The following is a 12,823-nucleotide window of genomic DNA, read 5'->3' on the forward strand; positions in this document are numbered from 1 at the left end:
GTAAGGAAAGATAAACGAGAGAGTCGGAGGGCAACATGAAGATCGGAATGACGGCAATCGGGATCGGGAAGGCGGCGCGTCCGGCGACGATTCGCGCAGTCGCCGAAAACGCGGACCGGCTGGGCTTTGCGACGCTCTGGGCGCCCGAACACGTCGTGCTGTTCGACAGCCACGAATCGAAGTACCCCTATTCCGATGACGGCCGCTTCATGGCTGGCAGCACGATCGATCTTCTCGATCCCTTCATCGGACTGACGTACGCGGCCGCGTTCAGCCAGCGCATCAGGCTGGCGACTGGAATCTGCCTGGTCGCGGAACACAATCCGCTGGTGCTTGCAAAGGTGATTGCGAGTCTCGATCGCGTTAGCTCCGGCCGCCTCGCGCTTGGGGTTGGTATCGGATGGTCCGTCGAGGAATTTGCCGCACTGGGAATCCCGTTTGAAAAACGGGCGCAACGCACCTGCGAATATATCGAGGCGATGCGCAAGCTGTGGGACGAACCAAAGTCCAGCTACAAGGGCGAGTTCGTCCGCTTTGACGGCGTCCGCAGTTTTCCCAAACCTCCGCAAGGCGCCAAGCTGCCGGTTATCTTTGGTGGCGAGAGTATGCCGGCGCTGCGGCGGGTCGCACGCATGGGTAACGGCTGGTTCGGCGTCAAGTTAAACCCGGAACAGGCCGCAGCAAAAATCGCGACGCTCCGTTCGTTAATGAGCGAAGCCGGCCGCGATATCGCGGATCTGGAAATCATCATCTCACCGTATGAGAACCAGGTGACCGCCGAGGACCTGCGCGCGTATCACGAACTCGGCGTTGCGGAGTTCGTGCCTTTCGTGCGCCTGCCCGGGGATGACACCAGGATTCCCGAAGCGCTCGAGCAGGTCGCGCGCGAGTGGATAGAGCCCGCCGCGAAGCTTCGTTAGCGGGTCGGGTGCTCGCGAGTTTTGAGAGGCATGCCTTACTTGCGATCGCGAGCGACTGCGGCACCGGACTGAATCAGCCGCTCGATTTCGCCCGCGCTAAATCCGGCTTCCTGCAGAATCGCGCGAGTATGCTCACCATACTCGGGCGGCACTTGCGGCTTTCGCTTCTCGCTATCGGCAATGAAGACGGGACTGCTCACCGTTTCGATCACACCGTGGCCGGGATAGTCGACGTTCACGATCGCACCGCAATCGCGCATTTGCGGATCGCGCACCGCTTCGTCGAGCGTCGGCAGCGGCGACCATTTGATGTCGTAGGTGCGAAATTTCTCGCGCCAATGGCCGAGCGGCTTGGTCTCGAACTGCGATTGCAGAATCGCATGGAGCTCAGGTGAGTTTTCCTTCCGCGCCTCCTGGGTGGCGAACAAAGGACTCGTCGCGAGGTCAGGTTCATCCAGCGCGGCGCACAAGCGTGAGAACTCGCGCTCAGGGTCGAGCAGGGCGATGATCATTGCGTGTTGATCACTGCTCAAGTATGCGGCGATCAGCGGATTCAACGGACTCTCACCCGCTTTGCGCACCGGGAATCGCGCCGATGAAAGCTTCGCCTGGAAATCGACGCTGTTGGCCCACGCGCCGGCCGCCATCAGCGAAGTGCTGACCTTGGAACCAAGGCCCGTGCGTTCGCGCCGATAGAGTCCGAGCATGATGGCGCCGAACAAAGTGGCGGCCGTGGGATGATCGCCCATCGCGGGCCGCGCGCCCGAGGGGGTTCCATCGGCGCCGGTGACGCTCGTCATCAAACCAGAGCGCGCCCAGTACGCGAGCCCGTCGTAGGCCGGCGAATCCGCATCTTCGCCGCGCTCGCCATAGCCCGTAAGCAGCGCATAGATGAGGCGCTGATTGACCGGTCGAAGGTCCTCCCACGTCAATCGAAACTTGGCAAGCAGCGACGGCTGGAAGTTAGTCACGAAGACGTCGGCACCGGCGACCAATCGCAGCAGAGCGTCGCGCCCGGCGTTCTTGGTGAGATCCAGCACGATACTTCGTTTGTTCCGGCTGGTGAGAAGCCAGGTGTACGTGAAATCGGAACTCGGATATCCTGGCACTGAGGAGAAGGTGCGCCACAAATCGCCGTCGGGCGGTCGTTCGATTTTTACTACGTCGGCGCCGAAGTCGGACAAGATGGTGGCGGCGGCGGGTCCGGCGACATAGGTGGCGCAATCGATCACTTTGAGTCCTTCGAGGACTCCATCATTTTCATTCATAAGAGTCTCACGCTCCTGGGCTGAATACTGCGCGAAGTAGCGATCACCATGGCGCTATCGGACAGAGATTTCAAATTACTTTTGAGCATCGATCCGCACGCCACGGAAACGAACCTGACATTTGATCGGCTGGTCGGGCGGACATAGGGTACGAGATAGCCGAGAATTTCGAGGAAAACGCCTATGTCCGAGTGGCACAAGAGCATCACAGCCGAGATGAAAGAGTTCATCGCGGAGCAGAAAGTCTTCTTCGTCGCGACCGCACCGCACGAGGGACGTATCAACCTCTCGCCCAAGGGGATGGACACGTTCCGTGTGGTCGATGACAATCGCGTGCTTTATCTCGACCTGACCGGCAGCGGCAATGAGACGGCGGCCCATCTTCTCGAGAACGGCCGCATCACAGTGATGTTCTGCTCGTTCGACAAAACCGCGCGCATCATGCGGCTCTATGGCCGCGGCCGCACGATTCATCCGCGCGATGACAGGTGGAACGAGTACTTTGCGATGTTCCCTTCGGAGCCCGGCGTGCGGCAAATCATGGAGATTGAAGTCGAAACCGCGATGACCTCATGCGGCTACGCCGTGCCGCGCGAAGGTGTAGCGGAGCGGGATACGCTGCGCAGGTACTGGCAGAAATGCGGCGACGACGCAGTCGTGAAGTATCAGCAGCAGAACAACCTCGAAAGCATCGACGGCCTGCCGACCGGGATTTTCGCCGACGATACCCGCAGCGCCAAGTGACCACGCGCAAGAATGCTCGTCGAGCCACCGTCCCGCACCCCTGAAGGAGTCAGTCGATGTCATCCAACGGCGTCGTCGATCTCTGGTTTATTTTCTCGATTGATCTATAGTGCTGCCGTGAGCTTATCGACGCTGCGTCAGATACAAAATTTGCAGATACAAAAATTTGCGTGTGCTCCGCTCGCGCCAAAAGGAAGTTTGCCTCATGAGTAACGATACTTCATCCAACGGCGGCCAAGTTTCCGGAATCGATTTCGACCCTGAGGCGCTCCGCGCCCGGTACCGGCAGGAGCGCGACAAGCGCATGCGTGCTGACGGCAATCAGCAGTACGTCGAGACCAAGGGCGACTTCAGTCGTTACGTCGACGATCCCTATGTCGATCCGGGTTTCACGCGGGAGCCACTGAACGATTCGGTGGAAGTGGTGATCATCGGCGGCGGCTTCGGCGGCCTGCTGGCAGCCGCGCGACTCCGCGAGGCGGGTATGCAGAATATCCGCATCATCGAGAAGGGTGGCGATTTCGGCGGCACCTGGTACTGGAATCGCTATCCGGGCGCGCAATGCGATGTCGAGTCTTACATCTATCTGCCGCTGCTGGAGGAGACCGGCTATATCCCGAAGGAGCGGTATTCCTATGCGCCTGAGATACTCGAGCACTCGCGCCGCATCGGCAAAAAATTCGACTTATATCGCGATGCCCTCTTTCAGACGCAGATCAAGGACATCACCTGGAACGATGAAGAGCACCGATGGATGGTCACCACCAACCGTGGCGATATTATGCGGGCGCGCTTCGTCATCATGTCGAACGGACCACTCAACCGGCCGAAGCTGCCCGGAATTCCGGGTATCGAGACCTACAAGGGTCACACCTTCCACACCAGCCGCTGGGATTACGCATACACCGGCGGCGATACTACCGGAAATTTGCATAAGCTCGCCGATAAGAAGGTTGCTGTGATCGGCACCGGCGCGACTGCTGTGCAATGCGTTCCGTATCTCGCGCAGTACGCGCAGCATCTGTACGTCTTTCAGCGCACGCCGTCGTCTGTCGATGAGCGCTTGAATCATCCGACTGATCCGGAATGGGTGAAGACTCTGGCCCCCGGATGGCAAAAGCGGCGGATGAACAACTTCAACGCTGCCGTCGATTTTACTGACCTGTCACATGGCGGCAAACTGGAACCGGACCAGGTTGGGGATGGATGGACTGACATCAATCGTCATCTGGCCGCCCTTAGCTCCGTGAAGCATGATCCCAACGCCTCACCGGAAGAGCGCGAGCGCTTGATGATCGAGTTGGCGGACTTCCGCAAGATGAACCAGGTTCGTGCGCGTGTGGACGCAGTTGTAAAGGACAAGAAGACTGCCGAAGCGCTTAAGCCATGGTATCGTCAGTTCTGCAAGCGCCCTACTTTCAACGACGAATACCTACCGACGTTTAACCGGCCAAATGTGACCCTGGTCGATACGCAGGGACGAGGCGTCGAGCGCATCACCGAGAAAGGCCTGGTGTTCGACGGCGTCGAGTACGAAGTGGATTGCATTATCTTCGCCACGGGCTTCGAGGTGGGCACTGCCTATACGCGTCGCGCCGGCTTCGAAGTGTATGGCCGCGGCGGAAAGTCACTCACCGAGCATTGGTCCAAGGGTATCAGGACGTTGCACGGCTTCTATAGTTCCGGTTTCCCAAACTGCTTTCACATGGGTATTACGCAAAACACCGTAACCGCGAACTTTCCGCACATGCTCGAGGATCAAGCGCGCCACATCACCGAAGTTATTCAGCACGCTAAGGCGCATGAGGCGCGATGCCTTGAGCCAACCGCCGAGGCAGAAGCTGAATGGTTGGAAACCATCAAGCAGAAGGAATCGAAAAGTCTGGATTTCCAGCTTGAGTGCACTCCGGGCTACTACAACAATGAAGGTCAACTGGATAAAGGTCCAGGGTTCGTCGGAGGACTGTACGGCGGTGGACCGATCGAGTTCCAGAAGATCGTCGATAGGTGGCTCTCAGACGGCGAGATGAAGGGGTTGAAATTCAGCTAAGAGTCAGGCTCGGATCATGGCGGCCGGCGGCCTGGCGCGAACTCTCCCCGGAGATGCGGCCCACGTTCGACGACGCAAAAATCGTCGTTCAGCTTCGGCAGCTCCGGCGCGCCTCGGGCGGATCGTCGCCGGCGGCCCGCCCGGCTGCGGACTGGAGTTTAGAGCTAGGCATTTAAGAGATGAAGAAAGAATCGAAGTACTTTGGACCAATACCCTGATGGCTTCATTTTAATTCCCTGATTCGTCGGAAACTTCCCTGTTCTTTCAAATAAATTCCCTGCTCCAAATTTTAGGGAATTTTCCGAAAAACCGCCCTTGGCGACTGCATTTTCTACTCTACGAAACCTTCGAACCCAGCCCGAATCGAAGATATTCCCTGTATTTTCCCGCGGTGGCCTTCCCGTCCACCTCCTGCAGATATCCGCTGCGGCGACCTGGGGATCGTCGTGCAACTCGCGAGGCGTTTGCATCGCGGCCCACGGACCCTCCATCGGCATTGTTTGCGCGCGCGCCGATGTTTGCGAATCGAGGATCGGTGGCCGGGTCCGGGCGTCCGAGGCGTTGGCAGAGGTCGGGCCAGTAGCGGTCCGACTGCAGGTGGACAAGCATCAGCCAACGGCCTTCTTTCGTCCGGTAGTTGTTGACCGCGGGATTCGGGCGAGATGCACGCGAGGAGAGGGGAAGTTGCGGCTGCCCGATCAGTTTGCTCGCCACGACGTCGGGGGACATCACCCACATCGCCGTACCTAGAAGTGATACGTCGACGACCTGCGCTTCGCCGGTCCGCTCGCGATGAAAGAGCGCCGCCGCGATTCCGCCCGCGAGCGTCATTCCGCCGATCCGAGTCGAGGCGATAGGTTGTGGCCTCAGGGGTCGCCCCTCCTGAGACCAGTTCGACGACCTGACTACGATGGCCGCGCGCGACGCCGCTACGATGCTATGGTCGCGCACCGATCTCAAGCCCGCCGACGTCGACGTCGCACTCCTCTACGATGGCTTCAGCTTCCTGACGCTGGTCTGGCTCGAGGCACTCGGCTTCTGCGCACGAGGAGAGGGCGGACGATTCATCGAAGGCGGAAAACGGATCGCGCTCGACGGCGACCTTCCGCTCAACACGAACGGAGGCCAGCTGTCGGCGGGGCGGCTCCACGGCTACTGCCTGCTCCACGAAGCTTGCCTGCAACTATGGGTGCGGCAGGTCGCGGGGCCGCTGGAGGTCGCGGCGGCAGGCGTGGGCGGCGGCCCGCTCTGTGGACGCCTGCTCCTGACGCGTTGGCTCGCCCTTGTTCAGAGCTGTTACGCTTATTCAGTCATCGGCGCCGGTGCGATGTTCGACCACCTCACCGGCGCCGCTCTCTCCCAACGAAGTTGCGCACCAGGACGTGCATGAAGCGCTCGAGCCTGGCAGCTAGGCAGTCGCGCCACTCGGCGTACTCCCGACGGTCGAGCTACTCGCGCGCTCTTCTGGCGCCAAGGGCCGTGGGTTCAGTTCTTTCAGCGCCGGCAGCACCTCTTTCGCAAAAAGACGCATGCTCTTTTCCGCCATGGCCATGGGCATCGCGCCGTACTTGAAGATGAACATTATCTCGTCAGTGCCGAACGCTTGAGCGAGCTCGGTCGCTCGCGCAATCGTCTGCGCAGGCGTGCCCCAAGGATGACTGTTGAAGAAGCCGCGCGTGAACGGCGAGGGATCCTTGCGCAGCGCATCCGATTGCGCGCCGTACGCCTCGTAGCCCTTGATGCTCTTCAGATGTGTGCCGAGCAGCTCGTAGTGACGCAGCGCCGAATTGGCGTACTCCACCATGTATTGCTCCGCTCCGGCCTGGGCCTCGCTGGTCGTCTCGGCCACATAGGTCCATAGCGCGAGCTTGGTGTGGCTCGGTGCGTAGCCGGCGTCTCGGCGCAGCGCAGCATAACGGCGCATGTTCGCCAGCGCTATATCCAGGCTCGTGGTTGGGATGGTCAGCGGTCTCACGCCGTGCTTTGCGATTATCTCCACCGTCTGCTCGGTGCCACCCGCGCACCAGAGGTTAACGCTGAGGTCGCGCTCCGGTTGGGGCCGCAGCCGCAGGCCGTGGATCTTGTAGAACTCGCCGTCGAAATCGCACTGCCCGGTGGCCAACAGTTGTGTGAGCACCTGCAGCGACTCGTCGAACCGACCCCGGGCTTCGTTCTGATCGACGCCCAGCCCTGCGTATTCGCGGCGCCCCAGCCCCCGGCCGACGCCGCAGATCACGTTGCGGCCCGCCCCGAGGAACGCGTCGAGCATGTTGACGTCTTCGGCGACGCGCACCGGATTGTGCCACGGCAGCACCGTGACCATCGTTCCGAGGTCCACATGCTTGGTAATGCCGGCGATATAGGTGAGGTACTGCAGCGGGTTCGTCACCATCGTGTACGGCGTGAAATGGTGCTCGATGGTCCAGACCGAATCGAAACCGAGAGCGTCGGCCATGCGGGCGATGCCGATTTCCTCATTGAAGATCTCGCGGTCAGACCGTACCGCGCGCTTGGCCACGGACTTGCCCTGTTCCTCCGCTTCGTAGCGGTCCCAGTCGCCGTAATTCTGATTGAAGATGGTTGCCCCGATGCGCATTTGTTCTCTCCTTCGCGATTGGTGGCGGGCGGTTATCCGACCGCCACGTTAAATTCAGTTAGATGAGCCTCATTCTGCGCGCTCGCTCTAACTTCGCCGAGCGTGTCGCGCACCAGAGTTTGCACGAAGCGTTCGATCCGCGAGCTGGGCATATTCGCCACTTTCATCTGGACGAGCACGTAGCCGGTCGCCGCGATCACGCGCGCGTCGTCCTCGGCGTCGGGGTCACGCTGGCTCCCGGTTTCCATTCGCCAGCGCCGAATCGTTCGCGCGATCGTGGCGATAACCTTCTCCTGGAACTGCAGATAAAGCGGCCACACCTCGTCGCGCAGTGCGGTGCTCCATTCGAGCAGCACGCGCGTATAGTCAGGATGCGTTGCAACGGTATCGGCGAAGGCGCGGGTGTGCTCCAGGATGATCTCCGGCGCAGGGCGATGCTGGTCGTGGATGGTTTCGGCCATCTCGGTGAAGAAGCGCGCGACTTCCTCGAGGACCTCGCGCACCAGCGCCTCATGTGTCGGGAAATAACAGAACACCGTGGGAACGGAGACCTTGGCTTCGCGCGCGATCTCGGAATGACGCGCGCCGCCCAAACCTCTGCGGGCGAACACGCGGATGGCGCATTCGAGCAGGAGGGTCCGGCGCTCGGGCCGCTCAAGAGGACGTGCCCGGCGCCGTTTGGCAATCGTCTTCGGCATCAAGCACAGAGTTACTAATGATTGAGCGTTTTGTCAATGGTCATTGACAATATTGTCAATGAAGCCTTTGCCCGCTTTCAAGTTGGTGCATCCCCGACGCCTCGATATTCTCGCGCGTCCATTCCGCGTTTGGCGGGAGCCAGAGCGCGACGCCCTCGAGCGCATCCTCGGTCGCATGAACTTCGCCCGCACCATGAAAGCAGTACGATGGTGAACCGCGCTCCGCTCAATCGGCGCACGACCCCGCGAGACTGCATACCGCGACGCTTCTCCGTCCCTCGCGAAGATCATTGCGGTCGAACCCGTTGGTCAGATAGCCGAACGATATTCCGGTCGCCGGATCGGCCCATCCGATCTGCCCGCCGAAGCCCGGATGGCCGAACGCCTCGGGTGAGTTCGTGCGTCCGAAGCCGCGCAAATTCGCTTTGCCGTCGCCGCCCGCGATCACGATGCCGAGTGCGCGATTCGCCGTGATACCGCGCGCCGGATCGATCAAATCACCGCTGCGGATGCGCCGCGCTTCGCGCAGCATCTCGGATTGCCAGATACGGGCGCCGTCATGTGCTTTGCCGTCGTTGAGCAATGCCTGGTAGAAGAGCGCGATATCGCCCGCCGTCGTCATCAAGCCCCCAGCCGGAAAATCCATCTCGCGCAGTTCCGCTTCGTTCATTTCCAGCACCGCGTCTTCACTGATGGAACCGAGGTTGGCGCGCGGAGGGGTCACGCCGAGCTTCCGATACTCCTCGTCCTTGGCGGCTTCGCCGACCCATTTCACGTCGGCCATCCTATGTTGGATCGGACGCGGCAGTCCGATTCTCAGATCGGGCAACCCGAGCGGTTCCGCGATTCGTTCGCGCACGAACTCGCCGAGGTGCTTGCCCGTGATGCGCTCGATCGCCTCCGCGATCGGCCAATAGTTCGCATGGATGTGATAGAAGAACTTCTCGCCCGGCGTATTCACCGGACGCCACTGCGCGAAGCGCTCGAGCCGGCGTTTGCGATCGCCCCAATCTTTGAAGGAGCCCGGCGCAGTGGGAATACCGGCCGTGTGAATCAGCAGATGCTCGACGGTCGTCGTCTCCTTGCCGTTGGTCCCGTACTCAGGCACGTACTTGACGATCTTGTCGGCGGGATCGATTTTTCCTTCCTGGATGAGAAGCCAGAGCGCCGACGAGGTGATCGCCTTGGTCGCGGACATCGCGACGAAAACGGTTTCGTCGTTGGCCGGCTTTTCGACGCCGCCTTGGATCGCACGGCCGAAAGTTTTCATTGCCGCGATCTTGCCGTGGCGGGCGATCGCCACCTGACAGGCGGGCAGAACGCCATCCTTGACGTCGCGCTCGGCCCGGTCCATCAGCGCCTGAACTTTGTCCGGATTGAGGCCGACCTGGGCCGCGCTATCAGCAAGGAATTTTTCGGCGAGCATTGGCTTCTCTCCTTTGGAGCAATTGGTGAATCAGTACATAGTCGGGCACAGGGGCCGCCGCGCGCGCTGCACCTCGCGCGGCCGGCACAGCGCGGCGTCGGTCCGTCCCGCTTAGGCCCGCAGACTCGACGAAATTCAGGCGGCGCGACGCGGACGACGCACGTCCTTCGCCATCACCTTTTCCGCGACCGGCGTGAAGATGAAAGTCCCGACGTTCTTCATATCGATCGCGTCGCTCGGCACAATCTCGGGCGTTCCGCCGCGCGCACGCAGTTCTTTGAGAACGCCTGCAAGATCGTCGGTCTCGATCTCATAGAGGGCCAGGTACTTGTAGGCCTTGCTCGCCTCGCCGCCCATCTGCGCGTCAGCGATGCGGAACCGCTGCGCACAGACGAAGCCGGGTACATTAAGCACATCCGGAATATGATTCCGGTTGTACCATTCGTTGAACTCGGCCTCTTTGCCCTCGGTTGGATTGGTCATCACGACGAACGTATACTTGGCCATTTTCAAACCTCCTCGGTCATATCCTGGTGCTCTCGGAGTCGCGCCTATATTCGGCGCGGACTCTTGCGGGATATTAGTCCCGCGATCCGCAGGGCGTCCATCGGATTGCGCGAATATTCTCGCGTGGCGCTAAGGCGGACCTCTTTTCAGCTAGTCGATTCGCCGGCGGTAGGCGGCGAGCGCAATCGCGGTGGCGCGCGTGGCACCGCTTGCGACACCGATAGATGCGTTCGTGCGCTCAGTGCGTCGTCGATTCTGCCGTTCTCTGCGCAAGCAAATTTGGGCAATAATATACTTGACTCACCAATGAGCTTGCGCTAGATTCTATCGCATGGAAGCTCCGAAGACACTCCAACAGGCGATTCGCGACTTCTCCGATCCAGATCGATGCCTCGAATTCATGGTCAGTATTCGATGGCCCGACGGCGTGAAATGCCCAACTTGCGGGAGCAAGGAAGTTTCTTTCCTCGCAACGCGGCGCGTGTGGAAGTGCAAGACCAAGCACGCCAAGCAGCAGTTCAGCGTCAAGGTAGGCACTGTGTTCGAGGATTCGCCTGTCGGTCTGGATAAGTGGTTTGCAGCGGTCTGGATGGTCGCTAATTGCAAGAACCTGGTCAGCTCATACGAGATTCATCGAGCACTTGGAGTGACGCAAAAAACGGCGTGGTTCATGGATCATCGAGTCCGGCTCGCGATGCAGACGGGCACGTTTGAGAAGATCGCGGGCGAGTTTGAAGTTGACGAGTCTTTTATCGGCGGCCTCGCCCGATTCATGCACAAGGACAAGAAGGCCAAGATCACGGGCACGGGCGGGGCCGGAAAAGCAATCGTGATGGGTCTGCTGGATCGAAAGACTAAAAAGATTCGGCTAAGGCACGTTCCCAATACGCAGCGCGAGACATTACAAGGCGTCGTGCGCCAGTACATCCAAGGCGGCTCGTACATCTACAGCGATGCATGGGTCGCCTACAACGGATTGAATCACGATTACGTCCATCAGGTCATCGATCACGCGGAAAGCTACGTTCAGGGCAACGTGCATACGAACGGCATAGAGAATTTCTGGTCGCTGTTAAAGCGCGACCTGAAGGGCACTTACATCAGCGTCGAGCCGTTCCACCTATTCCGCTATTTGGATGAACAGGCGTTTCGATTCAATGAGCGCAAGGCCAATGATGGGGAGCGGTTTGTGATGACGATGCAGGGCATTACAGGCAAGCGACTCACTTACGAAAAGCTGACTGGCAAAGAGGAAGCCGCCCCCGTCTGAAAGACTCGACAGGGCCGAGGGAACCGCGAGCGAGTCAACCTGCGGGTTTCTTCTTCGCTGCTCGATTCGCGCGCCAGCGTGCCTCTTCAATTTCTACTTCCTTTTTCGGCACGGCCACAATCCCGCGAATAAGACTCTGGAAGCGCGCAAAAGCTGTCTGCGGTTGCTTTTCTTTTGGTTTGGATTTCATCAATTTTCGCTCTCTGTCGCGACCAGAATCGACAGCAAGTAAACACGATTTGCATCGAATGTATAATACACGATCAGCCGACTAATCCGATCTACCTCGACGACGGGCAAGAAATAGACTGGTGGATCGTCCGTCGTGGTAAGCGAGCCAATGTCCGCTTTTCTTGCGAGCGCCCACTCAGTTGCTTCAATGAATTCATCCGCACCACGCGCATCAGTTCCTAAGAGATCGCGCAACTCCACTTCAAAGCGGTGAGTTTTGACAACATCGCGCACGGCCTAACGATGGCCGCCAGCAAGCGTTTCTCGTGCGAACTTTTGAAGTGCGCGTCCTTTTCTCTTTTCAGCTCCGGTCGGTTTGCGATTCCCGATCAAGACAACGTTGTACGGGATGGTCTCGCCGCGCTTGGCGAGCTTCCAGCCTAAGAACAAATGAGATTCTTCGCTGATCTGTTTCGCATTGAAGTCCCAAAATCTTTGAACAACGCGCACGATCAGATCATTTTCCTGCTTTGTGAACTTGCTGAGATTCGGCAGTCTGCCCACCACAGGTCTCAACTGAGCGAAGCGACCGACGACCAACTTTTGAGTTCGTAGCTCGCCAGCTTTTCTCATCTTTTCCATTACCGGTTTGAGGCGCCGGGGTGCTGGACCTTGTGGCAACGCTTGATACTCTTGGCCGGTAATCGATTGCCCATAAAGCTGATACGACAATACATCAGCGTAGAACAATAATTTATTCAGCTTGACCGCACCGAAGTGGCGATCCTGAACGGACATATCCGAGAGGTGAAGAATCATCTCTCGGAGTTTCTCATCATCCGGTCGCTGTGATCGTGAGCGAGCCATCGCGATTTAGAGCAACTTGGCAACCAGTTCGATATGTCGCTGTATGCCAAGCTTCTTGAGCGTGGGCAATCCAGGTGAATGCTGCCGTTGCCGGAGATCTTCAAATTGCGCCGTCACGGATGTCCGATTCAGGTCACCGAGATCCGGAATGTCGCTCACCAGCTTCTCTAGCAGGCTGCGGAAAAACGACGGGTTTTCCGCTTGGCAGTGTATAGTGGAGTAGGAAGTGGTTGGAGGAGGAGGTAGCGGTGATGCGCGGGGCGGACCATCAGCAGAGCGGAATGTTCAGCTACATATCGGCGGAGC

The 12,823-nt window shown here is 59.3% G+C and carries 13 protein-coding genes and 1 pseudogene; 5 read left to right on the top strand and 9 right to left on the bottom strand.

The features are described 5' to 3' along the window. Positions 1-35 precede the first annotated feature (35 nt). Positions 36-920 (top strand): LLM class F420-dependent oxidoreductase, encoded by an 885-nt coding sequence (locus Q7S58_RS06770; RefSeq protein ID WP_304822449.1) that lies wholly within the window; start codon positions 36-38, stop codon positions 918-920. Positions 921-955: 35 nt separating this feature from the next. On the opposite strand, the gene Q7S58_RS06775 is transcribed toward Q7S58_RS06770, so the two are convergent. After that, positions 956-2,188 (bottom strand): CaiB/BaiF CoA-transferase family protein, encoded by a 1,233-nt coding sequence (locus Q7S58_RS06775; RefSeq protein ID WP_304822452.1) that lies wholly within the window; start codon positions 2,186-2,188, stop codon positions 956-958. A gap of 183 nt (positions 2,189-2,371) precedes the next feature. Between Q7S58_RS06775 and Q7S58_RS06780 the strand changes: the two genes are divergently transcribed. Further along, positions 2,372-2,932, top strand: a complete 561-nt coding sequence (locus tag Q7S58_RS06780; RefSeq protein ID WP_304822455.1) for a pyridoxamine 5'-phosphate oxidase family protein — start codon at positions 2,372-2,374, stop codon at positions 2,930-2,932. Positions 2,933-3,137: 205 nt separating this feature from the next. Continuing rightward, positions 3,138-4,982 (top strand): NAD(P)/FAD-dependent oxidoreductase, encoded by a 1,845-nt coding sequence (locus Q7S58_RS06785; RefSeq protein WP_304822458.1) that lies wholly within the window; start codon positions 3,138-3,140, stop codon positions 4,980-4,982. A 336-nt stretch (positions 4,983-5,318) separates the two neighbouring features. Here the strand turns inward: Q7S58_RS06785 and Q7S58_RS06790 are convergent, their stop codons facing one another. Next, positions 5,319-5,852: a CoA transferase gene (locus Q7S58_RS06790; protein ID WP_370655465.1), complete on the bottom strand. Its 534-nt coding sequence runs from the start codon at positions 5,850-5,852 to the stop codon at positions 5,319-5,321. Here Q7S58_RS06790 and Q7S58_RS06795 point away from each other — a divergent pair. Further along, positions 5,818-6,255: pseudogene (locus Q7S58_RS06795) on the top strand (thiolase family protein); the annotation flags it as partial. The gene Q7S58_RS06790 and the pseudogene Q7S58_RS06795 overlap by 35 nt on opposite strands. Before the next feature lie 135 nt (positions 6,256-6,390). Here the strand turns inward: Q7S58_RS06795 and Q7S58_RS06800 are convergent. The 4 genes from Q7S58_RS06800 to Q7S58_RS06815 all read right to left on the bottom strand — a co-directional run bounded on the left by Q7S58_RS06800 (position 6,391) and on the right by Q7S58_RS06815 (position 10,209). Continuing rightward, on the bottom strand, positions 6,391-7,578 hold the full coding sequence (locus tag Q7S58_RS06800; protein WP_304822467.1) for an LLM class flavin-dependent oxidoreductase: 1,188 nt from the start codon (positions 7,576-7,578) through the stop codon (positions 6,391-6,393). A 32-nt stretch (positions 7,579-7,610) separates the two neighbouring features. Then, the gene (locus Q7S58_RS06805; RefSeq protein ID WP_304822470.1) at positions 7,611-8,276 is read right to left on the bottom strand and encodes a TetR/AcrR family transcriptional regulator; all 666 of its coding nucleotides are present in this window, start codon (positions 8,274-8,276) and stop codon (positions 7,611-7,613) included. 226 nt (positions 8,277-8,502) lie between these two features. Further along, positions 8,503-9,702 carry a serine hydrolase gene (locus Q7S58_RS06810; RefSeq protein WP_304822473.1) on the bottom strand — a complete coding sequence of 400 codons (1,200 nt, stop codon included), beginning with the start codon at positions 9,700-9,702 and terminating at the stop codon, positions 8,503-8,505. 135 nt (positions 9,703-9,837) lie between these two features. Further along, positions 9,838-10,209, bottom strand: coding sequence for a DUF4286 family protein (locus tag Q7S58_RS06815; RefSeq protein WP_304822477.1), 372 nt, complete (start codon positions 10,207-10,209; stop codon positions 9,838-9,840). Positions 10,210-10,540: 331 nt separating this feature from the next. Between Q7S58_RS06815 and Q7S58_RS06820 the strand changes: the two genes are divergently transcribed. Then, positions 10,541-11,479: an IS1595 family transposase gene (locus Q7S58_RS06820; RefSeq protein WP_304822480.1), complete on the top strand. Its 939-nt coding sequence runs from the start codon at positions 10,541-10,543 to the stop codon at positions 11,477-11,479. Between the two features lie 34 nt (positions 11,480-11,513). Here the strand turns inward: Q7S58_RS06820 and Q7S58_RS06825 are convergent, their stop codons facing one another. From Q7S58_RS06825 to Q7S58_RS06835, 3 genes are read right to left on the bottom strand one after another with little or no spacing between them, the layout of a single operon-like run. After that, positions 11,514-11,669, bottom strand: coding sequence for a hypothetical protein (locus Q7S58_RS06825; RefSeq protein ID WP_304822483.1), 156 nt, complete (start codon positions 11,667-11,669; stop codon positions 11,514-11,516). Beyond that, complete coding sequence (locus tag Q7S58_RS06830) at positions 11,669-11,944, bottom strand: hypothetical protein (RefSeq protein WP_304822487.1); 276 nt, start codon at positions 11,942-11,944, stop codon at positions 11,669-11,671. Before Q7S58_RS06830 ends, Q7S58_RS06825 begins: the two co-directional genes overlap by 1 nt. Before the next feature lie 3 nt (positions 11,945-11,947). Then, positions 11,948-12,469, bottom strand: coding sequence for a Panacea domain-containing protein (locus Q7S58_RS06835; RefSeq protein ID WP_304822490.1), 522 nt, complete (start codon positions 12,467-12,469; stop codon positions 11,948-11,950). Positions 12,470-12,823 lie beyond the last annotated feature (354 nt).

This window comes from Candidatus Binatus sp., from assembly GCF_030646925.1.
Classification (GTDB): Bacteria; Desulfobacterota; Binatia; order Binatales; family Binataceae; genus Binatus.

Excerpts from the sequence above, each read along its gene's own strand:
- Q7S58_RS06770 (WP_304822449.1), top strand. The coding sequence starts at position 36 with ATGAAGATCGGAATGACGGCAATCGGGATCGGGAAGGCGGCGCGTCCG.
- Q7S58_RS06775 (WP_304822452.1), bottom strand. The coding sequence starts at position 2,188 with ATGAATGAAAATGATGGAGTCCTCGAAGGACTCAAAGTGATCGATTGC.
- Q7S58_RS06780 (WP_304822455.1), top strand. The coding sequence starts at position 2,372 with ATGTCCGAGTGGCACAAGAGCATCACAGCCGAGATGAAAGAGTTCATC.
- Q7S58_RS06785 (WP_304822458.1), top strand. The coding sequence starts at position 3,138 with ATGAGTAACGATACTTCATCCAACGGCGGCCAAGTTTCCGGAATCGAT.
- Q7S58_RS06800 (WP_304822467.1), bottom strand. The coding sequence starts at position 7,578 with ATGCGCATCGGGGCAACCATCTTCAATCAGAATTACGGCGACTGGGAC.
- Q7S58_RS06805 (WP_304822470.1), bottom strand. The coding sequence starts at position 8,276 with ATGCCGAAGACGATTGCCAAACGGCGCCGGGCACGTCCTCTTGAGCGG.
- Q7S58_RS06810 (WP_304822473.1), bottom strand. The coding sequence starts at position 9,702 with ATGCTCGCCGAAAAATTCCTTGCTGATAGCGCGGCCCAGGTCGGCCTC.
- Q7S58_RS06815 (WP_304822477.1), bottom strand. The coding sequence starts at position 10,209 with ATGGCCAAGTATACGTTCGTCGTGATGACCAATCCAACCGAGGGCAAA.
- Q7S58_RS06820 (WP_304822480.1), top strand. The coding sequence starts at position 10,541 with ATGGAAGCTCCGAAGACACTCCAACAGGCGATTCGCGACTTCTCCGAT.
- Q7S58_RS06825 (WP_304822483.1), bottom strand. The coding sequence starts at position 11,669 with ATGAAATCCAAACCAAAAGAAAAGCAACCGCAGACAGCTTTTGCGCGC.
- Q7S58_RS06835 (WP_304822490.1), bottom strand. The coding sequence starts at position 12,469 with ATGATTCTTCACCTCTCGGATATGTCCGTTCAGGATCGCCACTTCGGT.